The 23934-nt window shown below is 54.2% G+C and carries 24 protein-coding genes, 1 tRNA gene and 1 other RNA gene; 10 read left to right on the top strand and 16 right to left on the bottom strand.

The genetic code is table 11. The features are described from left to right. Positions 1–6: 6 nt before the first annotated feature. The 4 genes from GY169_RS16640 to pnuC all read left to right on the top strand — a co-directional run bounded on the left by GY169_RS16640 (position 7) and on the right by pnuC (position 2288). Positions 7–174, top strand: a non-coding RNA gene (locus tag GY169_RS16640) — RtT sRNA. A gap of 52 nt (positions 175–226) precedes the next feature. Next, positions 227–302 (top strand) — tRNA-Lys (locus tag GY169_RS16635). A 198-nt stretch (positions 303–500) separates the two neighbouring features. Next, the gene (gene nadA / locus GY169_RS16630; protein WP_167577323.1) at positions 501–1544 is read left to right on the top strand and encodes a quinolinate synthase NadA; all 1044 of its coding nucleotides are present in this window, start codon (positions 501–503) and stop codon (positions 1542–1544) included. 24 nt (positions 1545–1568) lie between these two features. After that, complete coding sequence (gene pnuC / locus GY169_RS16625; RefSeq protein ID WP_167576382.1) at positions 1569–2288, top strand: nicotinamide riboside transporter PnuC; 720 nt, start codon at positions 1569–1571, stop codon at positions 2286–2288. On the opposite strand, the gene zitB is transcribed toward pnuC, so the two are convergent. Beyond that, positions 2285–3229 (bottom strand): CDF family zinc transporter ZitB, encoded by a 945-nt coding sequence (gene zitB, locus GY169_RS16620; RefSeq protein WP_163449187.1) that lies wholly within the window; start codon positions 3227–3229, stop codon positions 2285–2287. The genes pnuC and zitB overlap by 4 nt on opposite strands. A gap of 334 nt (positions 3230–3563) precedes the next feature. Between zitB and aroG the strand changes: the two genes are divergently transcribed. After that, positions 3564–4616: a 3-deoxy-7-phosphoheptulonate synthase AroG gene (gene aroG, locus GY169_RS16615; RefSeq protein WP_163449188.1), complete on the top strand. Its 1053-nt coding sequence runs from the start codon at positions 3564–3566 to the stop codon at positions 4614–4616. 110 nt (positions 4617–4726) lie between these two features. On the opposite strand, the gene gpmA is transcribed toward aroG, so the two are convergent. From gpmA to modE, 7 genes are all read right to left on the bottom strand, one after another. Then, positions 4727–5479: a 2,3-diphosphoglycerate-dependent phosphoglycerate mutase gene (gene gpmA, locus GY169_RS16610; protein ID WP_065355548.1), complete on the bottom strand. Its 753-nt coding sequence runs from the start codon at positions 5477–5479 to the stop codon at positions 4727–4729. A gap of 261 nt (positions 5480–5740) precedes the next feature. Continuing rightward, positions 5741–6784 (bottom strand): galactose-1-epimerase, encoded by a 1044-nt coding sequence (gene galM / locus GY169_RS16605; RefSeq protein ID WP_167576381.1) that lies wholly within the window; start codon positions 6782–6784, stop codon positions 5741–5743. Next, positions 6778–7926, bottom strand: a complete 1149-nt coding sequence (gene galK, locus GY169_RS16600) for a galactokinase (RefSeq protein ID WP_167576380.1) — start codon at positions 7924–7926, stop codon at positions 6778–6780. Before galK ends, galM begins: the two co-directional genes overlap by 7 nt. Before the next feature lie 2 nt (positions 7927–7928). Continuing rightward, a complete protein-coding gene (gene galT, locus GY169_RS16595) occupies positions 7929–8975 on the bottom strand; it encodes a galactose-1-phosphate uridylyltransferase (protein ID WP_065355550.1) in 1047 nt (348 codons plus the stop codon). A 10-nt stretch (positions 8976–8985) separates the two neighbouring features. Further along, positions 8986–10002, bottom strand: coding sequence for a UDP-glucose 4-epimerase GalE (gene galE, locus GY169_RS16590; protein WP_163449193.1), 1017 nt, complete (start codon positions 10000–10002; stop codon positions 8986–8988). A gap of 215 nt (positions 10003–10217) precedes the next feature. Continuing rightward, positions 10218–11687, bottom strand: a complete 1470-nt coding sequence (gene modF, locus GY169_RS16585; RefSeq protein WP_167576379.1) for a molybdate ABC transporter ATP-binding protein ModF — start codon at positions 11685–11687, stop codon at positions 10218–10220. Between the two features lie 67 nt (positions 11688–11754). After that, positions 11755–12543, bottom strand: coding sequence for a molybdenum-dependent transcriptional regulator (gene modE / locus GY169_RS16580; RefSeq protein WP_167576378.1), 789 nt, complete (start codon positions 12541–12543; stop codon positions 11755–11757). A gap of 130 nt (positions 12544–12673) precedes the next feature. Between modE and GY169_RS16575 the strand changes: the two genes are divergently transcribed. The 4 genes from GY169_RS16575 to modC all read left to right on the top strand — a co-directional run bounded on the left by GY169_RS16575 (position 12674) and on the right by modC (position 15525). After that, positions 12674–12823, top strand: a complete 150-nt coding sequence (locus tag GY169_RS16575; RefSeq protein ID WP_064548379.1) for an AcrZ family multidrug efflux pump-associated protein — start codon at positions 12674–12676, stop codon at positions 12821–12823. 177 nt (positions 12824–13000) lie between these two features. Further along, entirely contained in the window at positions 13001–13774 is a 774-nt protein-coding gene (gene modA / locus GY169_RS16570; protein WP_163449196.1) for a molybdate ABC transporter substrate-binding protein, read from the top strand. Then, positions 13774–14463: a molybdate ABC transporter permease subunit gene (gene modB, locus GY169_RS16565; RefSeq protein WP_163449197.1), complete on the top strand. Its 690-nt coding sequence runs from the start codon at positions 13774–13776 to the stop codon at positions 14461–14463. The genes modA and modB overlap by 1 nt, the downstream gene beginning before the upstream one ends. A 3-nt stretch (positions 14464–14466) precedes the next feature. After that, on the top strand, positions 14467–15525 hold the full coding sequence (gene modC, locus GY169_RS16560) for a molybdenum ABC transporter ATP-binding protein ModC (RefSeq protein ID WP_167576377.1): 1059 nt from the start codon (positions 14467–14469) through the stop codon (positions 15523–15525). Here the strand turns inward: modC and GY169_RS16555 are convergent, their stop codons facing one another. Next, the gene (locus GY169_RS16555) at positions 15526–16344 is read right to left on the bottom strand and encodes a pyridoxal phosphatase (protein WP_167576376.1); all 819 of its coding nucleotides are present in this window, start codon (positions 16342–16344) and stop codon (positions 15526–15528) included. It abuts the gene before it with no gap. A 117-nt stretch (positions 16345–16461) separates the two neighbouring features. Between GY169_RS16555 and pgl the strand changes: the two genes are divergently transcribed. Further along, positions 16462–17457 carry a 6-phosphogluconolactonase gene (gene pgl, locus GY169_RS16550; protein WP_163449200.1) on the top strand — a complete coding sequence of 332 codons (996 nt, stop codon included), beginning with the start codon at positions 16462–16464 and terminating at the stop codon, positions 17455–17457. Between the two features lie 44 nt (positions 17458–17501). On the opposite strand, the gene GY169_RS16545 is transcribed toward pgl, so the two are convergent. From GY169_RS16545 to GY169_RS16515, 7 genes are all read right to left on the bottom strand, one after another. Next, on the bottom strand, positions 17502–18707 hold the full coding sequence (locus GY169_RS16545) for a PTS sugar transporter subunit IIC (protein WP_223882112.1): 1206 nt from the start codon (positions 18705–18707) through the stop codon (positions 17502–17504). 98 nt (positions 18708–18805) lie between these two features. Next, a complete protein-coding gene (locus GY169_RS16540; RefSeq protein WP_167576374.1) occupies positions 18806–19165 on the bottom strand; it encodes a PTS sugar transporter subunit IIB in 360 nt (119 codons plus the stop codon). Between the two features lie 2 nt (positions 19166–19167). Then, positions 19168–19482, bottom strand: coding sequence for a PTS lactose/cellobiose transporter subunit IIA (locus tag GY169_RS16535; protein WP_167576373.1), 315 nt, complete (start codon positions 19480–19482; stop codon positions 19168–19170). Then, complete coding sequence (locus GY169_RS16530) at positions 19479–20201, bottom strand: 6-phosphogluconolactonase (RefSeq protein WP_167576372.1); 723 nt, start codon at positions 20199–20201, stop codon at positions 19479–19481. Before GY169_RS16530 ends, GY169_RS16535 begins: the two co-directional genes overlap by 4 nt. Further along, the gene (locus GY169_RS16525) at positions 20201–21580 is read right to left on the bottom strand and encodes a glycoside hydrolase (RefSeq protein ID WP_167576371.1); all 1380 of its coding nucleotides are present in this window, start codon (positions 21578–21580) and stop codon (positions 20201–20203) included. Before GY169_RS16525 ends, GY169_RS16530 begins: the two co-directional genes overlap by 1 nt. 72 nt (positions 21581–21652) lie before the next feature. Continuing rightward, positions 21653–22402, bottom strand: coding sequence for a GntR family transcriptional regulator (locus GY169_RS16520; protein ID WP_167576370.1), 750 nt, complete (start codon positions 22400–22402; stop codon positions 21653–21655). A gap of 203 nt (positions 22403–22605) precedes the next feature. Continuing rightward, entirely contained in the window at positions 22606–23889 is a 1284-nt protein-coding gene (locus GY169_RS16515; protein WP_163447120.1) for a putative acyl-CoA thioester hydrolase, read from the bottom strand. Positions 23890–23934 lie beyond the last annotated feature (45 nt).

The raw sequence follows: 23934 nt of genomic DNA, 5'->3' as shown, positions 1-23934 counted from the left end.
GGTCGTTAGCTCAGTTGGTAGAGCAGTTGACTTTTAATCAATTGGTCGCAGGTTCGAATCCTGCACGACCCACCAATTTAACATCAAACTCAGATGTTAAGCGTGAAGGATAACGTTGCTTCAGCAACGGCCCGAAGGGCGAGGCGAAGCCGAGTCATCCTGCACGACCCACCATCTTTTAGCTTTAGATGGTTCCGAGTAAAAATCTTTCAGGCGGCACCCGTATGGGTCGTTAGCTCAGTTGGTAGAGCAGTTGACTTTTAATCAATTGGTCGCAGGTTCGAATCCTGCACGACCCACCAGTGTAAAAAGGCGCCCTAAAGGCGCCTTTTTGCTATCTTACATTTGTATCCTCTCGCCTATATGGCTATCAAAAATTCACCACGACATTTCCTTTGCAATCGGCTATCTTGTTTAGCATATAAAACATATTTCCGCGGTAATGGTGAATCTACACCTTAAACCGCGTATTTCGTTAAGCCAGTAAAACGAGAAGCATGATGAGCGTGATGTTCGATCCTGAAGCAGCGATTTACCCGTTCCCGCCGAAACCAACGCCGTTGAACGACGATGAAAAGCAATTTTATCGCGAGAAAATCAAGCGGTTGCTCAAAGAGCGCAATGCCGTCATGGTGGCGCACTACTACACCGATCCGGAAATTCAACAGCTGGCAGAAGAAACCGGCGGCTGTATTTCGGATTCACTGGAGATGGCGCGCTTTGGTGCGAAGCATCCGGCTTCTACGCTGCTGGTGGCCGGTGTGCGCTTTATGGGCGAGACGGCGAAAATCCTCAGCCCGGAAAAAACCATTCTGATGCCGACGCTCAATGCGGAATGCTCGCTGGATCTCGGTTGCCCAATTGAAGAGTTCAATGCCTTCTGCGATGCGCATCCGGATCGTACCGTTGTGGTCTACGCCAATACCTCCGCCGCGGTAAAAGCACGCGCCGACTGGGTGGTCACCTCCAGCATCTCCGTTGAACTGATTGAACACCTTGATAGTCTGGGCGAAAAAATTATCTGGGCGCCGGATCGTCACCTGGGCCGCTACGTACAAAAGCAAACCGGTGCCGATGTGCTCTGCTGGCAGGGCGCGTGTATCGTCCATGATGAGTTCAAAACGCAGGCGCTGAGCCGCATGAAAGCGCTGTATCCGCAGGCGGCGGTGCTGGTGCACCCGGAGTCGCCGCAGGCGATTGTCGATATGGCTGATGCCGTAGGTTCAACCAGCCAGCTGATCAACGCCGCCAAAAATCTGCCGCACCAGCAGCTCATTGTGGCAACTGACCGCGGAATCTTCTACAAAATGCAGCAGGCGGTGCCGGATAAAGAGCTGTTTGAGGCGCCAACCGCTGGGGAAGGCGCCACCTGCCGTACCTGCGCCCACTGCCCGTGGATGGCAATGAACGGCCTGAAGGCCATTGCGGAGAGCCTCGAGAACGGCGGCGCGGCGCATGAAATTCATGTTGACGAATCACTTCGCAAGGGCGCGCTCATTCCGTTGAACCGCATGTTGGATTTTGCGGCTACACTACGAGGATAACCTGTCTAACACGCTGGAGTTGAAATGGATTTTTTTAGCACGCAAAACATTCTGGTGCATATCCCGCTTGGGGCGGGCGGTTACGATCTGTCGTGGATTGAGGCCGTAGGCACCATTGCCGGTCTGCTTTGTATCTGGCTGGCCAGCCTTGAGAAGATCGTTAACTACCTGTTTGGTCTGATTAACGTCACGCTGTTCGCGATTATCTTTTTCCAGATCCAGCTGTACGCCAGCCTGTTGTTACAGCTTTTCTTCTTCGCTGCCAACCTCTACGGCTGGTACGCCTGGTCGCGGCAAACCAGCCAGAATGAAGCCGAGCTGCAAATTCGCTGGCTGCCGCTGCCTAAGGCGCTGTCCTGGCTGGCGGCCTGCGTGGTTGCGATTGTGCTGATGACCTTTTATATCGACCCGGTATTTGCCGTGCTGACACGGGTTGCCGTTAACGTCATGCAGGGGCTTGGTATGAATGTGGTAATGCCGACGCTGCAGCCGGATGCGTTTCCATTCTGGGATTCGTCGATGATGGTGTTATCGATTGCCGCCATGGTGCTGATGACCCGTAAATACGTCGAAAACTGGCTGCTATGGGTGATTATTAACGTTATCAGCGTGGCTATCTTTACGCTGCAGGGCGTGTACGCGATGGCGCTGGAGTACCTGATCCTGACGTTTATCGCTCTTAACGGTAGCCGGATGTGGATGAATAGCGCGCGTGAGCGCGGCTCTCGCGCGCTATCTCATTAGTGATGGTGATGATGCCCGTGTCCGGTATGCACCTCATTAAGGTGGCATTCCGGGCCGCTACAGGGCTGATACTCCATCTGCACCGTCGCGTGCTCAATCTGATAGTGCTCCTCGAGGAAGTGATGAATACGGTCGAGCAGCGCGTCGTGGTCGTGCGGCGGGACAACCTGCACATGCAGGGTCATTAGCGGTTTCTCGCCTACCAGCCAGACGTGGACGTGGTGCACGTCGCGGACCTCCGGCAGTGAGCGACGCATATTGCGCTTCAACGCCGCCACGTCAATAGACTGTGGCGCACCTTCCAGCAGTTCGTTAACGCTCTCTTTCAGCAGCGACCATGCGCTGCGCAGCACCAGGCAGGACACCAGCACTGAGAGAATCGGGTCGATAGGCGTCCAGCCGGTGATCATGATCACCAATGCGGCAATAATCGCGCCAACCGAGCCGAGGAGATCGCCCATGACGTGCAGCGCGGCGGCACGTACGTTGAGATTTTTTTCCTCGCTACCACGATGCAGGATCCAGAACGCCAGCACATTTGCCAACAGCCCGGCGACGGCAATCACCATCATGGTCACGCCAGCCACAGGCTGGGGGTGATTGAAACGTTGCACCGCCTCCCAGACGATCAAAATGATAATAAACAGCAGCGCGATGGCGTTCACGAAGGCGGCGAGGGTAGTGAGACGCAGCCAACCGAAGGTGTGGCGTGTGCTCGGTGGCCGACGAGCAAAGTTGACTGCCAGCAGGGCAAACAGCAGGGCGGCGGAGTCGGTCAGCATGTGTCCTGCATCGGCTAATAACGCCAATGAACCGGAAATCAACCCGCCAATCGCTTCCACGACCATGAATCCGGCGGTAACGCCGAACGCCAGCAGTAAACGACGGGCATTACTATCATCCTGCGTGGCGTGAGAATGTGAATCCTGCCTGTGCGCCATGACGCTATTCCTTTCGTATGTTGAATGTGACTATCTGACATCATTGCAGATCTTTGCTTTTTGCGCACAGAAATAGATGACGTCGAATGATGGATTAAAATAGTACATTCACCGCCGGGTGAATATGAATTATATTGTTTTTTATCTTATTGTTGGTGTTATATCTTGCCTGTTTGCGGTTGTTAGCCGGGTATTTGCTATTAAATTCTATTTTGTAGGGTTTTTTTAGTCATTATCCGGCTAAAGTGTAAAAGTCAGTTTACACTTTTTGAGTTGCGATATAGATTGGAGGGATTGCACTCAATTGTATAAGTATGGCAACACTGGAACAGTCATGAATTATCAGAACGACGATTTACGCATTAAAGAGATCAACGAGTTATTACCGCCAGTCGCACTCCTTGAGAAATTCCCCGCTACCGAAAACGCCGCGAACACCGTATCTCATGCGCGTAAAGCGATCCATCAGATCCTGAAAGGGGCGGACGATCGTCTGTTGGTGGTGATCGGTCCGTGTTCTATCCACGATCCCGTCGCGGCGAAAGAGTATGCACAGCGCCTGCTGAAAATTCGTGAAGAGCTGAAGGGCGAGCTGGAAATCGTCATGCGCGTCTATTTTGAAAAGCCGCGCACCACCGTGGGTTGGAAAGGGCTGATCAACGACCCGCATATGGATAACAGCTTCCAGATCAACGATGGCCTGCGCATTGCGCGTAAGCTGCTGCTGGACATTAACGACACCGGTCTACCGGCCGCGGGCGAGTTCCTGGATATGATCACCCCGCAGTATCTGGCTGACCTGATGAGCTGGGGCGCCATCGGGGCGCGTACCACCGAATCTCAGGTGCATCGCGAGCTGGCTTCCGGTCTTTCTTGTCCGGTTGGTTTTAAAAATGGCACCGATGGCACCATTAAAGTGGCCATTGATGCGATTAACGCCGCTGGCGCGCCGCACTGCTTCCTGTCGGTGACCAAGTGGGGGCATTCCGCCATCGTGAACACCAGCGGTAATGGCGATTGCCATATCATCCTGCGCGGCGGTAAAGAGCCAAACTACAGCGCTTCCCACGTGGCGGCGGTGAAGGACGGCCTGGCGAAAGCGGGGCTGCCGGCACAAATCATGATCGACTTCAGCCATGCTAACTCCTCTAAGCAGTACAAAAAACAGATGGAAGTGGGCGCAGACGTCTGCCAGCAGATTGCCAACGGCGAGAAAGCTATTATGGGCGTGATGATCGAAAGTCATCTGGTGGAAGGCAATCAGAATCCGGACAGCGGTGAGCCGCTGGTGTATGGCAAGAGCATTACCGATGCCTGCATTAACTGGGAAGATACCGATACGATTCTGCGCCAGTTGGCGGAAGCGGTAAAAGCGCGTCGCGGATAAAAAAACACATCCGGGCGACGCTCGGTAGGCCGGATGAGGCAATGCCGTCATCCGGCAATAAAAAAAGCGTGGAATATTCCACGCTTTTTTCGTTTAACCCGGGAGGAAAATTACTTCGCTTTACCCTGGTTTGCTACCGCTGCAGCTTTCGCGGCGATTTCGTCTGCGTTGCCCAGGTAGTAGTGTTTGATCGGCTTGAAGTTCTCGTCGAACTCATACACCAGCGGCACGCCAGTTGGGATGTTCAACTCGAGGATTTCATCTTCGCCCATGTTGTCCAGGTATTTCACCAGCGCGCGCAGGGAGTTACCGTGAGCGGCGATGATCACACGCTCACCGCTTTTCAGACGCGGCAGAATGGTTTCGTTCCAGTAAGGCACCACGCGCTCGATGGTCAGCGCCAGGCTCTCGGTGGTCGGCAGCTCTTTATCGGTCAGTTTGGCGTAGCGCGGGTCGTGGCCCGGGTAGCGCTCGTCGTCTTTGGTCAGCTCCGGCGGGGTCACCGCGAAGCCGCGACGCCACTGTTTAACCTGCTCATCACCGTATTTCTCAGCAGTTTCGGCTTTGTTCAGACCCTGCAGCGCACCGTAGTGACGCTCGTTCAGTTTCCAGGATTTTTCAACCGGCAGCCAGGCCTGATCCAGTTCATCCAGTACGTTCCACAGCGTGTGGATGGCACGTTTCAGCACAGAGGTATAAGCAAAGTCAAAGCTGAAGCCTTCTTCTTTCAGCAGCTTGCCCGCTGCTTTTGCTTCGCTAACGCCTTTCTCGGACAGATCAACATCGTACCAACCGGTAAAACGGTTTTCGTTGTTCCACTGACTTTCACCGTGACGAACCAGTACCAGCTTTGTTACAGCCATACTCTCACTCCTCAAGCTTTATTGAATGATAACAATTCTCATTATATTGCCGTGATAGCCTCAGCGGCAACGCTTATGCATAACCATAGCGAAAATAGTGCCCCAGTGTAAGGTGCATGTGAACTCAGCGTTATTATTTTGTCTTGGTGTGATGCTATTTTCAGCGATATGCCTAAAAGATCGACGCGGTGAAGGGGCGGGGGATGTCTGACATCACGCCATGCGCCCGGGCTACATCGGTTTGTCGCCCGGGCCAACAGGTCATGATAATGCGATAAACTGATATTCCGTCAGGCTGACGTACTCTTCACCCGGCTGCAACACGCAGTCCGGCTGCGGCCACTCGGGATGGTTTGGCGTATCAGGTAGGAATTCGCTCTCCAGCGCCAGCCCCTGCCACGTATCGTACGGCTGTGAGGTACGGGAAAGCGTGCCCTTCAGGAAGTTGCCCGAGTAGAACTGAATCGCCGGCGCCGAGGTATAAACGGCCATCTGCAGCTTTTTATCCTGCGACCAGACGTTGGCAACCACCTGAGTGGCGTCGCCTTTGGCCTGCAGCAGGAAGGCGTGGTCGTAGCCGTTAACCTTTCGCTGATCGTCGTCGCTGAGGAAATCCTGCGCCACGGCTTTCGGCTGACGGAAATCGAAGCTGGTATTGGTGACCGCTTTCAGCCCAGCATGAGGGATCCCGTTCTCATCGACTGGCAGATAGTCATCTGCCAGTAGCTGTAGCGTGTGGTTGCGTACGTCGGTCTGCTCACCATCGAGGTTAAAGTAAACATGGTTAGTCAGGTTCACCGGACAGGCTTTATCGACGGTGGCGCGGTACTCGATGGAAATCCGGTTATCATCGGTCAGGCGATAGATAGCTTTGGCCTGTAGCTCGCCCGGATAGCCCTGGTCGCCGTCGGGTGAGGTCAGCGTAAAGGCCGCTTCGGTCTCGTTCTGTGACGCGATAGACCAGCGGCGCTTGTCGAAACCTTCCGGGCCGCCATGCAACTGATGTTCGCCCTGGCTTGGCGCGACATCAACCGTTTTGCCGTCAAGGGTAAAGCGGCTATTGGCGATACGGTTGGCGTAGCGACCAATGGAGGCGCCGAGGAAGGCCGCCTGTTCGCTATACTGCTCCGGCGAGGCGCAGCCCAGTAGCGCTTCACGTACGCTGCCATCTTTCAGCGGAATACGCGCCGACAGCAGCGTGGCGCCCCAGTCCATTAAGCTCACGACAACACCGTTTGCATTACGTAGCGTCACCAGGCGATATGGCTGGCCGTCGGCGGCCAGCGCGGGAGTTTCTCTTAACACTGGCCAGCTCCTTGTGACGGTTTGCACACGTAGAAGGTCTCTTTGATGCCGGTTTTCGCTTCATACTGCTCGGCAACCGCCTTTTTCACCGCCGGGACCAGTGCTTCAGGTATCAGCGCCACGATGCAGCCGCCGAAACCGCCGCCGGTCATGCGTACGCCGCCCTGGTCACCGATGGTCGCTTTAACGATCTCGACCAGCGTATCAATCTGCGGCACGGTGATTTCGAAGTCGTCGCGCATTGACGCGTGAGATTCTGCCATCAGTTGGCCCATACGCAGCAGGTCGCCTTTCTCCAGCGCTGCGGCCGCTTCTACGGTACGGGCGTTTTCGGTCAGCACGTGACGGACACGTTTAGCAACGATAGGGTCAAGCTCGTGGGCGACAGCGTTGAACTCGTCAACGGTGAAATCGCGCAGCGCCGGGCGCTGGAAGAAGCGTGCGCCGGTTTCGCACTGCTCGCGGCGGGTGTTGTACTCACTGCCGACCAGAGTACGTTTGAAGTTACTGTTGATAATCACCACCGCCACGCCTTCCGGCATGGAGACCGCTTTGGTGCCCAGCGTGCGGCAGTCGATCAGCAGCGCGTGGTCTTTCTTACCGAGCGCGGAGATCAGCTGGTCCATAATGCCGCAGTTGCAGCCCACAAACTGGTTTTCCGCTTCCTGGCCGTTCAGCGCAATCTGCGCGCCGTCGAGCGGCAGATGATAGAGCTGCTGGAATACGGTGCCGACCGCCACTTCCAGCGAAGCCGATGAGCTTAAACCCGCGCCCTGTGGCACGTTGCCGCTGATCACCAGATCCGCGCCGCCAAAGGCGTTGTTACGCTTCTGCAGATGTTTCACTACGCCGCGAACGTAGTTCGACCACTGTTGGGTGTCGTGGCTGACGATGGGCGCATCAAGGGAAAACTCATCGCTCTGGTTGTCGTAGTCGGCGGCGATCACGCGTACCAGACGATCATCGCGCGGTGAGCAACTGATGACGGTTTGATAGTCGATGGCGCACGGCAGCACGAAGCCGTCGTTATAGTCGGTATGCTCGCCAATCAGGTTAACGCGGCCCGGTGCCTGGATCACGTGGCTGGCAGGGTAGCCGAATTTTTCAGCAAACAGGGTTTGGGTGTTCTCTTTCAGACTCATTATTATTCTCCGGACTCGCGAAAGTGGATGTCGCTGACCGCGCGCAGGCGCTCAGCCGCTTGTTCTGCCGTCAGGTCACGCTGGGTCTCTGCCAGCATTTCGTACCCGACCATAAATTTACGCACGGTGGCCGAGCGCAGCAGCGGCGGGTAGAAGTGCGCGTGCAGCTGCCAGTGGGCGTTATCTTCCCCGTTGAACGGCGCGCCGTGCCAGCCCATTGAGTAGGGGAAGGAGCACTGGAACAGGTTGTCGTAGCGGCTGGTGAGTTTTTTTAGTGCCAGCGCCAGGTCTTCACTCTGCGCGTCGGTTAAGTCGGTGATGCGCAGCACGTGTGCCTTTGGCAGCAGCAGCGTTTCAAACGGCCAGGCGGCCCAGTACGGGACCACCGCCAGCCAGTGCTCGGTTTCGACGACCGTACGGCTGCCATCGGCCAACTCGCGGTTAACGTAGTCAACCAGCATGGAAGAACCCTGCTCGCGGTAGTACTCGCGCATCAGGCGGTCTTCACGCTCAATTTCGTTCGGCAGGAAGCTGTTGGCCCAGACCTGGCCGTGCGGGTGCGGGTTGGAGCACCCCATCGCCGCGCCTTTGTTCTCAAATACCTGAACCCACGGATACTGTTGGCCCAGTTCTGCGGTCTGTTCCTGCCAGGTTTTCACCACCGATTGCAGCGCGTCGAGGCTCAACTCCGGCAGCGTTTTGCTGTGGTCCGGCGAGAAGCAGATAACGCGACTGGTGCCGCGCGCGCTTTGGCAGCGCATCAGCGGATCGTCGCTTTCCGGCGCGTCCGGCGTATCGGTCATCAGCGCCGCGAAATCGTTGGTAAATACATAGGTGCTGGTGTAATCGGGGTTTTTATCGCCCGTCACCCGGGTATTACCCGGGCATAAAAAGCAGTCCGGATCGTGTGCGGGCAGCGTCTGTTTTGACGGTGTCTCTTGCGCCCCCTGCCAGGGGCGCTTTGCACGATGCGGTGAGACAAGGATCCACTGGCCGGTTAACGGATTAAAACGGCGATGTGGATGGTCGACGGGGTTAAATTGCGTCATTGCAAAATCCTTAATCGGGATAGCCCTGAGGATGACGGGACTGCCAGTTCCAGGTGTCCTGCGCCATTTCATCAAGGTTACGGGTTACGTGCCAGTTCAACTCTTTATCGGCTTTGCTTGCGTCAGCCCAGTAAGCCGGGAGATCGCCATCACGACGCGGAGCAAAGTGATAGTTAATCGGTTTGCCGCAGGCTTTGCTGAACGCGTTAACCACATCCAGCACGCTGCTGCCAACGCCTGCACCAAGGTTATAAATATGCACGCCGGCTTTGTTGGCCAGTTTTTCCATGGCGGCAACGTGGCCGTCGGCGAGGTCCATCACGTGGATGTAGTCGCGCACGCCGGTGCCGTCTGGGGTGGGGTAGTCGTTACCGAAAATGGCCAGCGATTCACGGCGGCCTACAGCCACCTGCGCGATGTACGGCATCAGGTTATTCGGAATACCCTGCGGGTCTTCACCCATATCGCCAGACTGATGTGCGCCAACCGGGTTGAAGTAGCGCAGCAGCGCAATGCTCCAGTCCGGCTGCGCTTTTTGCAGGTCGGTGAGGATCTGTTCAACCATCAGTTTGCTTTTGCCGTACGGGCTTTGTGGGGTACCGGTCGGGAAACTTTCAACGTAAGGAATTTTCGGCTGATCGCCGTAGACGGTGGCCGAGGAGCTAAAGATGAAGTTTTTGACATTTGCAGCGCGCATGGCGGCAATCAGGCGTAGAGTACCGTTGACGTTGTTGTCGTAATACTCCAGCGGTTTTTGTACCGATTCGCCTACGGCTTTCAGCCCGGCGAAGTGGATCACCGCTTCAATGGCGTGATCGTGCAGGATCTCGGTCATCAACGCTTCGTTACGAATATCACCTTCGACGAACTCTGCTTGCTTACCGCCCAGGCGAGCGATGACCGGCAGTACACTCCGTTTGCTGTTGCACAGATTGTCGAGGATGACGACGTCATGTCCCTGTTGCAGCAGTTGTACGCATGTGTGGCTTCCTATGTAACCGCTACCACCTGTAACCAATACTTTCATTTTTAGCTCCGTTAAGCTTATTTTATAGAAGTACCTTAGCATAACAGAATAGCCAAAAGTGTGATATGGGCTAAATTAGTGGAATCGTTTACACTGCTTGTCGCAACGTAATTAATTCTGATATTTGCATTTTAAATCAAAGGGGTTAACGGAATATTTTGATAAAAATCTGAAAAAAGCCGGAGTTCTATCGCCTCCGGCCTACGTCGTATTGCCTACAGTGGGCCAACCTCATAACGATAGCCGTCACCTTCGGCGACGAACTCCAGACGATGCGTAATACACTCCGGCGCATCCTCCGCATGGTGCGAGACAAACAGCAGTTGCGTTTTGCCTTCGCTAATCAGCACGTCGATAAACCGACGCACTACCAGACGGTTGAGTGGATCCAACCCTTGTAGCGGTTCGTCGAGGATCAGCAGCGTAGGGTGTTTCACCAACGCGCGAACAATCAGCGCCAGCCGTTGTTGTCCCCAGGAGAGGCTGTGGAAGGGCGCGTCGGCGGTACGGGCATCCATGCCGAGGATTGCCAGCCATTCGTCAACCAGCTTGCGCTGTTTATCGGAAACCGCCTGATAGATACCGATTGAGTCAAAGTAACCGGAGAGAATCACGTTGCGCACCGTGGTGCTGACGCGATAGTCCAGATGAAGACTGCTGCTGACGTAGCCGATATGCTTTTTGATATCCCAGATGGTCTCACCGCTGCCGCGGCGGCGGCCAAAGAGCGTGAGATCGTTACTATAACCCTGCGGGTGATCGCCGGTGACCAGGCTCAGCAGCGTCGATTTTCCGGCGCCGTTGGGGCCAACGACCTGCCAGTGTTCACCGGGAGCGACCGTCCAGCTCAGGTGATTGATGATCGGACGATCGTTATAGGACACAACGCCGTCGCGCAGCACGATACGCGGCTGGTCGTCGGGTAACGCGAGGCGGGCGGAAGGAGCGTCGGGTTCCGGAAGGGTCATACCTGAAAGTTTTTCGCTGTGCGCCAGTTGGGCGATCAACGTCTGTTCGAGCAGCGCTTTTTTCTCGCCGATTTCCGTCAGCGTACAGTCGGCCAGCACGCCGGCAAACGGCACGAAATCCGGGATGTCGTCGAAGCGGTTGAGCACCAGCACCAGCGTATAGCCTGCGTCGTGCAGCGTAGCCAGATGATCGGCCAGCTGGCGGCGTGAGCTCACGTCGAGGCCATCGAACGGTTCATCGAGAATCAACAGATCTGGCTGCGCCATCAGCGCCTGGCAAAGTAGGGTTTTGCGGGTTTCACCGGTCGACAGGTATTTGAAACGGCGCTCAAGCAGATGGCTGATGCCAAACTGCGCGGCCAACTGTGCGCAGAGCGCGGGGTTTTTGATTTCATCCTGAATAATCTGCGCGGCGGTGCGCCCGGTGTCGTCTTCGTCCGGGCTGAGCATGTCGGTATTATTGCGCTGCCACTCATCGCTCACCAGCTTTTGTAGCTGCTCAAAGGAGAGACGAGTGATGCGGGTAAACTGGCTCTCGTGGCTACCGGAAAGCAGGGGGAGTTCACCCGCCAGCGCGCGTGCCAGCGCCGATTTACCGCTGCCATTACTGCCGACAAAAGCCCAGCTTTCTCCAGCGCGCAGCGTCAGTTGCTCAATTTTTAACGTTTTTGTATCGCTAAGACGAAACGTGCCTTGCGAAATTTGCAATGATGACATGATGTATCCCGTTTTTTGCAGCAATATGCATCAGGGATACGTCTTCCTCAGCGCAATGTCAATGCCATCAGCATAACGTGGCGATAATGATGCGATCGGCGTTAAAGAATGCTGTGACGTCAGCGCCTTCCTCCAGCGCTTGCGCCTCGTTCAGAGGTAAGGTGGCGCACAGGCTTTGCCCGTCCGGCAGCGTCATCAGCACTTCGCACTGCTCCGTACCGCGCTCGATATGGCTGATGCGACAAGCCAGCTGGTTATCGGCTTCGCCAGCCACCGCCGGGTCGCGAGTGACGTTGACCCACGGCGCCTTCAGCAGCACAAGCACCTCTTTACCTTCATCAAGCCCCAGGCGCTCGCCGCTTTGCGCGGTAATGGCAACCTTCAGGCGAGTGGAACCGTCGGCGAGCAGAATATCAACATGCTGCTGGACCTGCTGGTGGTCGCGGCGAGTGACGGTGCCAAACCATTGGTTGCGGGCGCTGGTTTGCAGCGAGAAGCGGGAGATCGCAGCCAGTAGGCTATCCAGAGGCAGCGCATCATCATCGCTCAGTACGTCAAAGGCTTTCTGCTGAATCTGCGCCAGCAGATCGTAAAGCTGAATCAGGCGCTGGCCATAGCGGGTCAAAACCGCGCCGCCGCCGCCTTTACCGCCGGTTGCACGGTCAACTAACGAGTGCTCGCTAAGTTGATTCATTTCATTAATGGCGTCCCATGCGCTCTTATAGCTGATGCCCGCATTTTTGGCCCCCTGGCTGATGGAGCCGGTCTGTGCTATTTGTTTGAGGAGCGAGATGCGGCGCGGATCGGCGAACAGGCGCTGCTGGAGCTTGAGGGTAAGAAGGATTTCAGCCTGCATAAGAGTATCCTGGCAAGTAAAAGGGCATTTTGACCCAAATGTCTGCGAGCGCAAAGCGCACCGCACAAAAGGGAGTGTATTTCTGCGATATCCGGTTACAATAGCAACATCACATTGTATGGAGTAAACCATGTTAGAGTTGTTGAAAAGTCTGGTATTTGCCGTAATCATGGTACCCGTAGTGATGGCTATCATCCTGGGGTTGATTTACGGTCTGGGTGAAGTGTTCAACATCTTCTCCGGCGTTGGTCATAAAGACAGCAGCCAGCAAAACCACTGATTTCCTCAAAAACGCCCGGCACTCCCGGGCGTTTTGCTATGAAGTTCCCGAAAACCCTGCCGATAATATCCCGTAAATGCGGCAACAATTCGCGAGTCTGTAATGCAATCATCGTGGAAAGTCCTTATACTTATCGTTATATTTTTATTTATATAACGTTGAGTTCAGGAGTGTTAAATGACAGGTTCATGGTTACGTCTTTTTGCCGGAGCAGCATTAACGCTGTCGGTTGCAGGGCAAGCGTCGGCACAGGACGCGAAAATCACCGTTTTCGCCGCTGCTTCGCTGACTAACGCAATGCAGGATATCGCTAAAGAGTATAAAAAAGAGAACAACGTTGACGTGGTTTCCTCTTTTGCTTCTTCTTCTACGCTGGCTCGCCAGATTGAAGCCGGGGCACCAGCCGACTTGTTTATCTCTGCCGATCAGAAATGGATGGACTACGCGGTAGATAAGAAAGCCATCGACACCACCACGCGTGAAACGCTGCTGGGTAACAGTCTGGTCGTTGTCGCGCCGAAGGCCAGCGAGCAGGGAGACATCACCGTGGACGCGAAAACCAACTGGACCAGCCTGCTGAAAGGCGGCCGCCTGGCGGTGGGCGACCCGGATCACGTTCCGGCGGGTATCTACGCGAAAGAAGCGCTGCAAAAACTCGGGGCGTGGGAAACGCTGTCGCCGAAACTGGCGCCGGCGGAAGATGTGCGCGGTGCGCTGGCGCTGGTTGAACGGAGCGAAGCGCCGCTGGGAATCGTCTACGGTTCTGACGCGGTGGCCAGCAAAGGTGTTAAAGTGGTTGGTACGTTCCCGGAAGATTCCCATCAGAAAGTGGAATATCCGATTGCCATTATCGATGGCCATAAAAACGCGACCGTCTCGGCGTTCTATGACTACCTGAAAGGGCCGCAGGCGTCTGAAATCTTTAAACGTTACGGATTCACGACTCGCTAATGATATTGACCGATCCCGAATGGCAGGCGGTAGTGCTGAGCCTGAAAGTATCCTCCCTGGCCGTCCTGTTCAGTTTGCCGTTTGGGATCTTCTTTGCCTGGCTGCTGGTACGCCGCCATTTTCCCGGCAAGGCGCTGCTGGACGGCCTTATCCACCTGCCGCTGGTGCTGCCGCCGGTGGTAGTGGGCTATTTATTGCTAGTGGCGATGGGGCGTCGTGGCTTTATTGGCAGTTGGCTGTATGACTGGTTCGGCCTGACTTTCGCTTTTAGCTGGCGGGGCGCGGTGATCGCCGCGGCGGTGATGTCGTTTCCGCTGATGGTTCGGGCGATTCGTTTGGCGCTGGAAGGCGTCGACGTCAAACTCGAACAGGCGGCGCGTACCCTGGGCGCCGGGCGCTGGCGGGTGTTCTGCACCATTACGCTGCCGCTGATGCTGCCGGGCATTATCGTCGGTACCGTGCTGGCGTTTGCTCGTTCACTCGGCGAGTTCGGCGCGACCATTACCTTTGTCTCCAATATTCCCGGCGAAACCCGCACCATTCCGTCGGCGATGTACACCCTGATTCAGACTCCCGGCGGCGAAAGCGCCGCGGCCCGTCTGTGTCTGATTTCTATCGTTCTGGCGCTGATTTCGCTGATGATTTCCGAATGGCTGGCGGGCGTTAGCCGCCGCAGGATGGGGGCGTAAACCATGCTGGAACTGAACTTTAGCCAGACGCTGGGCACGCACTGCCTGGAAATTAATGAATCACTGCCGGCTTCCGGGATCACCGCCGTATTCGGTGTTTCAGGGGCGGGCAAAACCTCGTTGATTAACGCCATCAGCGGGCTCACCAAACCGCAGCAGGGGCGCATTGCGCTCAACGGCCGCGTGCTGAACGACGTTGAGCAGGGGATCTGCCTGGCGCCGGAGAAACGCCGTATCGGTTATGTGTTCCAGGACGCGCGACTGTTCCCGCACTACAAGGTGCGCGGTAATTTGCGCTACGGTATGGCGAAAAGTATGGCGGAGCAGTTTGATAAACTGGTGGCGCTGCTGGGCATTGAGCCGCTGCTCGATCGCCTGCCGGGCAGTCTGTCCGGCGGTGAAAAACAGCGTGTGGCGATTGGTCGCGCATTGTTGACCGCGCCAGAGCTGTTGCTGCTCGATGAGCCGCTGGCTTCGCTCGATATCCCGCGCAAGCGTGAACTGCTGCCGTATCTGCAGCGTCTGGCGCGGGAGATCAATATACCGATGCTCTACGTCAGCCACTCGCTGGATGAGATTCTGCATCTGGCCGATAAAGTGCTGGTGCTGGAAGGCGGGCAGGTCAAGGCATTCGGTAATCTGGAAGACGTATGGGGCAGCAGCGCGATGCACCCGTGGCTGCCGCAGGATCAGCAGAGCAGCATTCTGCGCGTGACGGTACTGGAACACCATCCGCACTATGCGATGACCGCGCTGGCCCTGGGCGACCAGCATATCTGGGTGAACAAACTCGACAGGCCGCTACAGAGTGCGGTGCGCGTGCGCATTCAGGCCACTGACGTGTCGCTGGTGCTGCAGCCGTCGCCTCACACCAGTATCCGCAACGTGCTGCACGCCAAAGTCCTTCAGTGCTATGACAATAATGGTCAGGTCGAAGTACAGCTGGACGTCAGCGGCCGTACGCTGTGGGCGCGTATCAGCCCGTGGGCGCGGGATGACCTGGCGGTGAAGCCAGGCCAGTGGTTGTACGCCCAGATAAAGAGCGTGTCGATTACCGCCTGATTACAGCAGGTGACGGTTGATATAGTCGGCGATGGCATCGGTGGTGTTATCGCCGATAACCACGTTGGCGCGCGCTTTCACCTCGTCGACCGCATTGCCCATCGCTACGCCGGTACCGGCGGCTTCCAGCATGCTGATATCGTTAAAGTTGTCGCCAAACGCCACCACGTCCTGCATTGACCAGCCCTGCGCGGTGATGAACTGTGTCAGACGTTTGCCTTTGCTGTTGCCCTGACGCGCGATATCCACCTGATCGTGCCACGACCATTCGCACTCCAGTTGCAGCGTCTGCTCAACGTGTTTCGCGAAGTTTTGCAGCTTTTCGCCGTCTTCATCGGTCAGGGCAAATTTCCAGACGTTATTCACCTCACGGGCCGCCTGTGCCAGCGAGTCGACCTGAGTAAAGGACGGGCGCTGTGCTTCCGGCAGGCTCTGCGCCCAGTTGGCGGTGCGAATCACGTGGCCGGTTGGGTACTGGTACATCATGGTATCGTCGACATACATCAGGCCGTGAATCTGGTGCTCATCCAGCAGGGAAATCAGCTGTTGGGCTTTTTCGACCGGCATCGGATCGGCATCCAGTACTTTTTTCGCTTGATAATCATACAAGTAGGTGCCATTACAACAAATTGCAGGTGTATCCAGCGCCAGTGCCTGATAAAAAGGATGGATGGCAACGTGATGACGACCGGTGACGATCATTAATTGATAACCTGCCGCTTTGGCTCGATTTAGCGCTTCCAGGGAAGAGGGCAGGAGGGTTTTCTTTGGCGTCAGGAGCGTTCCGTCCAGATCCAGGGCAATCACACGTGCAGTCATAGTGTTGTCTCGAGTTTAAGAGAAAATTCGCTGTGCAGGATGGTACACCGAGATACCTGTACGGCAAAATGGTGTGATAAATAGCCGCAAATTATGTGTTTTCAGAAAGGAGTATTCATGAAACAGACCGTTTATACCGCCAGCCCGGAAAGCCAGCAGATCCACGTCTGGACGCTGAACCACGATGGCAGCCTGAAGCTGGTCCAGGTGGTGGATGTTCCGGGTCAGGTGCAGCCGATGGTCATCAGCCCTGATAAACGTTATCTGTACGTTGGCGTGCGTCCGGAATTTCGCGTGCTGGCCTACCGTATTGCGCCGGATGACGGTGCGCTGACCTATGAAGCTGAAGCGCCGCTGCCGGGCAGCCCGACGCATATTTCGACCGACCGTAAAGGCAACTTTATCTTCAGCGCTTCGTACAATCAGGCCAACGTGGCGGTCATTCGTCTGGAAGACGGCCTGCCGCGCGACACCGTGACGGTGGTGGATGGCCTGGAAGGTTGCCACTCGGCGAATATCTCCCCGGATAACCGCACCCTGTGGGTGCCGGCGCTGAAACAGGATCGCATCTGCCTGTTCACCCTGAGCGACGACGGTTTCCTGTCCGCGCAGAACCCGGCTGAAGTGACCACGGTAGAAGGCGCTGGTCCGCGTCATATGGTGTTCCATCCGAACGAACAGTACGGCTACTGTGTGAACGAACTTAACAGCTCCATTGACGTGTGGGAGCTGAAGGATCCGCACGGTAAGATTGAATGCGTGCAGACGCTGGATATGATGCCTGCTGATTTCACCGACACGCGCTGGGCGGCCGATATCCACATTACGCCGGACGGTCGTCATCTGTATGCCTGTGACCGCACCTCCAGCCTGATTACCGTGTTCAGCGTATCGGAAGACGGCAGCGTGCTGTCGCTGGAAGGTTTCCAGCCGACGGAAACTCAGCCGCGTGGTTTCAACATTGACCACAGTGGAAAATACCTGATTGCGGCAGGGCAGAAATCGCACCATATCGCGGTGTATGAAATTGCCGGCGAGCAGGGGCTGCTGCAGGAAAAAGGGCGTTATGCCGTGGGTCAGGGCCCAATGTGGGTAGTGGTTTACGCGCACTAAGTTAACGCATAAAACCACCTGCGTGACGCAGGTGGTTTTGTCCCTCAGAAATCCAGATCCAGAACGGCGTATTTCTGCTGTTCATCCTGCCGTTCGCTCTCCTTTTTCAGAATGCTGCGCTCGTACATTTTAAAGAATGGGTAGTACATCAGGAATCCGGCCAGAATTACCAGTATGGCGACGATTGGGCCGCGCCAGTCCATGGTGATGAAATACTGTGCAATCGGCGTGGGGATGCCGCCAACCTGAGCGACCGGCCCGCGGACCCATCCCATCTCGAAGATTAAATAGGTGATTGAAGCCAGAACGGGCGTTCCTAATACGAACGGAAAGAAAAAGTAGGGATTGAAGGCAATAGGAAAACCGTACACCACCGGTTCTGAAATGCCAAACAGCGAAGGCACGATGGCTGCTTTTCCTGCCGCTTTGAGCTGCGGAGCCCGGCTCATCAGACCCAGAATCGCGATAGCGCCGGTAATACCTGATCCGGTACAGGCCGCAAAGGCTCCCCACCATCCTTCCGTAAATACGTGTTCCGTAGGAAGGCCCTGGGCAAAGTTGGCGGCGTTCAATGACAGGTACTGGGTCATAAAGGGCAGCGTAAAGCCAATTAAAATCGCGTAGCCGTTTAAGCCGAAAAACCAGAAGATCATCTCCAGTAAAATAATCGTGAAAACCCCCCACACGGAATCGATGCCGCTGACCGCAGGGGCCAGAGCCGTCGTGAAGAGCTCTGGTACAATCTGTTGATTGAACAGCGCCTGGCTGGCAATGGAGATTGCGCACGCGATCATCACAACAAACAGCAGCGGAAAGATGGACTCGAAGGTTTTGGCTATCATATCGGGCAAGCCATTAATGCGGATGGTGATCTTTTTGCGATAGGCCCAGCTTATAAACTCGACGGTCGCCAGCGACGCGATGATTGCCACAAACAAGCCGCGGGAATCAAGGAAGGCGATGTTGATACTCCCCTCAATCATTTTGCTATTCAGAATCATGGTCACCATCACCGAGCTAATTATCGGGTATAGCGGAGCAACATTAATTTTCTGGGTATGATGATAGCTAATGGTTATCGCGCAATAGATCGACAACAGACCGAAAGTAAAGGTAAATGGAAGCTGTAATAGCGCGCCATAATTCGTAAAAAACTGGCTAACGGCGGTTTCCGGTGAAAACAGGCTACCTAATCCAGAAATGATTAAGCTGATGGAACCCACCATCAGAATCGCCATTAAGCTAATCATTCCATTCTTAATTGATGAAATAAAACGATTCTGCTCGATTTTGGTAGCAACAAAAACCATATTTTTCTCAAATTTATTGAGAAATATCGGAGTACTGGTCATTGAGAACCTTCCTTGCTCGGCCGATTCAGATGATATAAGTAGAGAGCCTGTTTCAGAATAAGCGCGCCATCGGCTAACCCATAGGCTTGACTATCAATAACCTCAATAGGTTTGCCATGTTGCCTGGCAATCGTCGTCAGATCGTCAATTTTATGCTTCATCTGGGGGCCAACCAGCACGAGATCGTAGTCGGCAATATAGGTATGCAGATCCCCAGCGTTTCGGGCATCGATACGAATATGCTGGCCTTTTAATTTTTCACTTTTCTCGATAACGTCGCGCATTTTGCTCACCATCACGCTGGTGGATGCGCCTAAATTGCAGACAAGGAGAATAGCTAAGTTTTCATAGTTCATAGTCATCGTCCTGATAGTTTATTTTTATGTAGCTCGATAAATTCACGATAAATATTCTGTGCCAGCAGGACATTCATTAAATGATCCTGAGCATGAACAAACAGCATGGAAAATGCGATTGGCTGGCCGTTTATTTCGCCTTGTAGTGATTCACTTTGAATATGGTGCGCCTGCTGGAGGATGTTTTCAGATTCGTTAAAGCAACGTTCGGCTTCCGTTATATCGCCACTTTTCGCTGCCTGTAGCGCATCGTTTAACAGTGAGAAGCTTTCACCCGCGCAGGCGATGATGCTGAACCACCTCTGTTCATCGGTCATAGTATGTTCTCCACGTGGAAGACGGCGTCATCCAGCAGCAGCTGCGTATTGTGATGCTGTTTCAGACTGGTGGCAGGGAGCGTCTCGCTTGGCGGCGTCATCAGCAGGCGTTGGATAATGTCCCGCTTATGCGCTCCGTTGGCGACAGCAATAATTTTTTCGCTGGCCAGGATATTGGCGATCCCGAGCGTAATTCCCTGACACAATGTCGTCGACTGAGGGAAATATTTCTGCGCGACGCGGACGGTGGTTTCGCTCAGGTTAGAGACATGCGCCAGCGAGCTAAACGCGACACCGGGTTCGTTGAGCCCCAGATGACCGTTCTGGCCTATACCTACCAGGACCAGACGAAGCGGCTGTTCGGCTAACAGCTGATTCATACGATGGCACTCTTCTTCCAGCGCATCTCCTGTGCGCCTGGCGTCAAACTGCCGTAGTTGACCCGGTCGCAGCGATAGATGCTGATAGAGGTCATGATGCATCGCATACTGGCAGCTACCTTCGTCCTGTGGACCGAAACCGACCCATTCATCCAGTCCGACCAACGTGGCGCGAAGCGGAAAGGGGTGGCGTTGGTATTGCGCCGCCACATAGCGATAAGCCAACTGCGGCGTATCACCAGAAGCCAGGCAGACAGAGCCTTCTTGCTGTAACGCGGCGATGATGGCATCGCCGAGAAGCTGCGGGAATTGGTGTCGAGAACAAATCGCTAGCTCCATTAGCGCCACTCCCCGGTATAGTCCTGATATTCGTTCAGCAATTCGTCGAGAATTTGCGTAGCCACCGCGAAATCGTTGATCAAGGGATGAATCATTAATGCCCGAATCGCGCTCTGTTTGCATCTGTTCTCAATGGCATGGATCGTTAAATTTTCGAAATGTTTGATGGTCTTAATAATATGCATCTGATAATCCGGCATCTCCTCCACGCGGCGCGGAATAATCTGCCCATCACGCATATCACAGGTAATTTCAATGACGTCATCCGGCTGCAAGCCACGAATGCTGTCGTTGTTTTTCACCAGTATGGTCATTGGCCATGCGGTTTTTTTCTGTAGCCCTCGGATAATATTTAACGCAATCCCCGAATAACCACCGGTATCCGGTGCGGCCAGAAACGCTTCCAGATTTAAGGCGTTATAATGATTATCACGTCGGCCATTGCTCTCAATGGCAAAATAGGAATTCTCTCGTTCCAGAAGATATGTGGAAAAAATAGCAAAACGCTCTTCTATACTGGCTGCATGGTGTTGCTTCAGGTCAGCAAGCATTCGCATATTAATATCCTGAATTAATTCACCTCGCGCATAACCATGACGGGAAATTGAGTGAATGATGGCATGGTGATTAAAATAGAAGTAGAGGTATTCATTTGGTAGTTCTTGTTTCAAAAAGTCTATTGTCGCGCGGTCAAAAAGCTTCATCTCCGTCTCTTTAAACAGTTGCTGATGACTGAGCACCTGTTCCGTGACGTCCTGAGCGTCGACGGTGAAATCACGATAGAACGACAGATGGTTCAAACCATAGCAGGTGGCGGAGAAACGCATAACGTCGACGTTGAGCAGATGCGCCATTTCACGCATAAAACTCGCCGGGCCATCACAAATACCGTACACATTATCGTATCCGGCGTTAATCAGCGCCTGGGTAACAAGCCCGGAGGGGTTCGTGAAGTTAAAGAACAGGACATCTTTTGCCGAAACCTGACGCGCCAGTTCGAGATACTGCTTTAATACCGGGATAGAACGTAGCGACATCGCGAAGCCGCCAATGCCTGTCGTCTCTTGTCCCAGAATATTATATTTCTGGGCTAATCTTTCATCAAAAACTCGACCACTATCACCACCTACACGCAATGTGGTAATAACATAGTTGGCATCTTTTAATGCGATGTTGGGATCGGTTGTCAGACAAATAGTGACTCGGGGATTAATTTTTTCCACGATGGCTTGCGCCAGCCCACCGTAGATTGTTAATTTCTCCTCATTGCTGTCCATCAGACATATTTCAGTCAATGCAAGATCGGTTGCCTGCAATGCTAATGTTCTGGCCAGATATGGGGCGCGAACGCCGCCCCCGCCTAATACGGTTAATTTCATTAAGGTCACTCCTTTTCAAGCGGTTAAGATATTCAACCGCAAATAAAACAGGCGCGTGACATCAGGAATCAATCAAACGGCAGTTATTGACGAGTTCATGGTCACGCCTTGAAGTTCGATGGTATATTCAAATTTACTGCCACGGGCTATTTCGATGGTATATTCAATGGGAATGTCATCCGAAAAAGCTATGCGCTCGATTTGTAGGCCGGGAGAGCCCGTTGTTTCATTAAGATGCTTAGCAATATCTTTCTTAATGTTTATGGCTCGGAAAGTATCAACAGCTCGACGAATTGAAAGATGATATTTCTCTTTTAACGCATGATATAAACCATAGTTTTCTATATCTTCTTTCTTTAATTCTGGAAAATTACTGGCAACGAGATAGGTCTCTTCATATAAAATAGGTTCGTTATCTGCAAGACGCAGACGGATGATATGATAGACGGCATCTTCTGTATTTAGCTTTTGCGTTATCCGGGTTGGCGGCGTTGTCAGGCTAAAGTGCAGCAGGGTGCTGCCCGGTGTTTTATGTAGACGTTTCATTTCCTCATGAAAGTTATAAACGGTCATCAGACTTTGTTTAACCGCTTGTCCTTGCACAAACATACCTTTGCCATGGATTTTCTTGATATATCCCTCTTTTTCAAGCTCTGACATAGCCTGACGGACGGTCGTGCGGCTGATCTCATACTGCTGGCATAGCTCTCGCTCAAAGGGTAATTGCTCGCCTTCTTTGAATTCGCCCGCGCTGATTTGTTGCGTAATGAGCTCAAAAAGCTGAGCGTACAAGGGCAATTTGCTTTTTTTGTTGATGCGCATGGCAATCCATCCTCAATAAGAGCTGCGTTTAAGCGTGATAAGGATGTCATGACCTCGCTATGTCGTGATGTTAATTGCGTCACAAAGCGCGACGGTTTTTGTGTTTTTTCTCTTTTAAAACAAAGTGTTACTTGTTTTTGTAAGTTGAGTGGGTATAAAAAAAGGCCCATGACTGTCATGGGCCTTTTCATCACTAACTGAAATTACTGCTTCGGTTCCGCCACAACATGACTTCCCACGCCGCGGTTGTTGTATTCCCACATGCGGTTGAAGTTGCGGTCGTTAAGATCGCGTTTAATCTGGCCTTTCTCGTCCTGCGCGCCGGTATTGCCGCTGAACGGACGTTTGGAAACGGCGGCGTCGGCCCACGGTTTCGCGGAATTAAAGCCTTCGTTGATCACGCTATCACGAATCACAACCTGGCCATTGGTGTTGCTATCCACGTCCAGCGAGCGGCCCAGCTGCGCCACGCCGTCACCGGCGGCGGTGAAGCGACTGTTGGTCGCCAGGAAGCCGTAGAAGATGTTGGCCTGGGTCGCCGGGGCGAAGACGTAACCTTCCTGCTGGGTGCGGGAATTCACTACGCGGAAATCGGTGTTGTCGAACACCACCGCGCCGCGGCCGGAAACGATATCCACATCGCCTTCGAGGTAGCTGTTGCTGACCAGCGTACGGGTCTGGCGGTTATTTTGCAGACGGTTATCAACGCCGCTGTTGGTCACGAAGAAGGTGTTCTGGCGGCCCAGGATATTAACGTTGTTAAGCTGGGTTTTGTCGCCATCGGTGCGCAGGGCCACTGCCTGGTGAGTACCGGCATCCACGCTGTCACCCAGATTGTTTTCAATCGTCAGGTTTTGCAGCTGTAAGCCATTGTTCTGTGACCACACGACCGCGGAGCACATCACGCCGATGGTGGCGCTGCGCTTGCTTTGGCAGCCATCAAACATGTACCACGCCGGTTTACCCGGCATGTATTTGCCGCCTGGGTTAACCAGTTTACGCCAGCTGGTCGGGTCGATTTCGGAATCGATGGCCAGGCCAATTTTTACGTCGATCGCTTTTTCACCGGTACCGTAGAGCGTCAGGCTGCCCGGAGCGGCCGGGATATAGACGGTGCCTTTATATTCACCCGGCAGTACGGCGATGTACAGACGAGAGCTGCTATGACGCGCGATAGCGGCATCAACGGCATCCTGAATACTGGTGTGCGTCACGCCCTCAGTCCCTGCCGGGCCAACCACGAAATCTGCTTTCGCCGGAACGGTGATAGAAGACGGGGACCAGGCGGCAGCGTTAGGATCTAACGAAGAGAAGTAACGCGCGGCAGTAAAGTTCTGCGCTTCGTCCGCCGACAGTACCGGACGGGAAGAGGTACCAGGTGCGGTCTGGTCAGAAGGGCGCTGATCCGCTGGGGTTGAGCTGCAAGCAGTCAGTGTCACGCCAAAAGCCAATGCCAGCGCCAGACGAGAAACCGAAAAAGTGTTCATGTTGCTCCAGGCTAATTAAGTAAAAGGGAATCCTGTAAAAGCAGC

Origin of the sequence: Kluyvera genomosp. 3 (assembly GCF_011765685.1) — a bacterium.
In the GTDB taxonomy this organism is placed as follows: domain Bacteria; phylum Pseudomonadota; class Gammaproteobacteria; order Enterobacterales; family Enterobacteriaceae; genus Kluyvera; species Kluyvera georgiana_A.
Note: the sequence above shows the minus strand (reverse complement) of the source record. Positions and strands in the feature narration are given on the sequence as shown.

Bases quoted from the DNA above. Each gene is read 5' to 3' on its own strand.
- nadA (WP_167577323.1), top strand. From the start codon at position 501: ATGAGCGTGATGTTCGATCCTGAAGCAGCGATTTACCCGTTCCCGCCG.
- pnuC (WP_167576382.1), top strand. From the start codon at position 1,569: ATGGATTTTTTTAGCACGCAAAACATTCTGGTGCATATCCCGCTTGGG.
- zitB (WP_163449187.1), bottom strand. From the start codon at position 3,229: ATGGCGCACAGGCAGGATTCACATTCTCACGCCACGCAGGATGATAGT.
- aroG (WP_163449188.1), top strand. From the start codon at position 3,564: ATGAATTATCAGAACGACGATTTACGCATTAAAGAGATCAACGAGTTA.
- gpmA (WP_065355548.1), bottom strand. From the start codon at position 5,479: ATGGCTGTAACAAAGCTGGTACTGGTTCGTCACGGTGAAAGTCAGTGG.
- galK (WP_167576380.1), bottom strand. From the start codon at position 7,926: ATGAGTCTGAAAGAGAACACCCAAACCCTGTTTGCTGAAAAATTCGGC.
- galT (WP_065355550.1), bottom strand. From the start codon at position 8,975: ATGACGCAATTTAACCCCGTCGACCATCCACATCGCCGTTTTAATCCG.
- galE (WP_163449193.1), bottom strand. From the start codon at position 10,002: ATGAAAGTATTGGTTACAGGTGGTAGCGGTTACATAGGAAGCCACACA.
- modF (WP_167576379.1), bottom strand. From the start codon at position 11,687: ATGTCATCATTGCAAATTTCGCAAGGCACGTTTCGTCTTAGCGATACA.
- modE (WP_167576378.1), bottom strand. From the start codon at position 12,543: ATGCAGGCTGAAATCCTTCTTACCCTCAAGCTCCAGCAGCGCCTGTTC.
- GY169_RS16575 (WP_064548379.1), top strand. From the start codon at position 12,674: ATGTTAGAGTTGTTGAAAAGTCTGGTATTTGCCGTAATCATGGTACCC.
- modA (WP_163449196.1), top strand. From the start codon at position 13,001: ATGACAGGTTCATGGTTACGTCTTTTTGCCGGAGCAGCATTAACGCTG.
- modB (WP_163449197.1), top strand. From the start codon at position 13,774: ATGATATTGACCGATCCCGAATGGCAGGCGGTAGTGCTGAGCCTGAAA.
- modC (WP_167576377.1), top strand. From the start codon at position 14,467: ATGCTGGAACTGAACTTTAGCCAGACGCTGGGCACGCACTGCCTGGAA.
- GY169_RS16555 (WP_167576376.1), bottom strand. From the start codon at position 16,344: ATGACTGCACGTGTGATTGCCCTGGATCTGGACGGAACGCTCCTGACG.
- pgl (WP_163449200.1), top strand. From the start codon at position 16,462: ATGAAACAGACCGTTTATACCGCCAGCCCGGAAAGCCAGCAGATCCAC.
- GY169_RS16545 (WP_223882112.1), bottom strand. From the start codon at position 18,707: ATGATTAGCTTAATGGCGATTCTGATGGTGGGTTCCATCAGCTTAATC.
- GY169_RS16540 (WP_167576374.1), bottom strand. From the start codon at position 19,165: ATGAACTATGAAAACTTAGCTATTCTCCTTGTCTGCAATTTAGGCGCA.
- GY169_RS16535 (WP_167576373.1), bottom strand. From the start codon at position 19,482: ATGACCGATGAACAGAGGTGGTTCAGCATCATCGCCTGCGCGGGTGAA.
- GY169_RS16530 (WP_167576372.1), bottom strand. From the start codon at position 20,201: ATGGAGCTAGCGATTTGTTCTCGACACCAATTCCCGCAGCTTCTCGGC.
- GY169_RS16525 (WP_167576371.1), bottom strand. From the start codon at position 21,580: ATGAAATTAACCGTATTAGGCGGGGGCGGCGTTCGCGCCCCATATCTG.
- GY169_RS16520 (WP_167576370.1), bottom strand. From the start codon at position 22,402: ATGCGCATCAACAAAAAAAGCAAATTGCCCTTGTACGCTCAGCTTTTT.
- GY169_RS16515 (WP_163447120.1), bottom strand. From the start codon at position 23,889: ATGAACACTTTTTCGGTTTCTCGTCTGGCGCTGGCATTGGCTTTTGGC.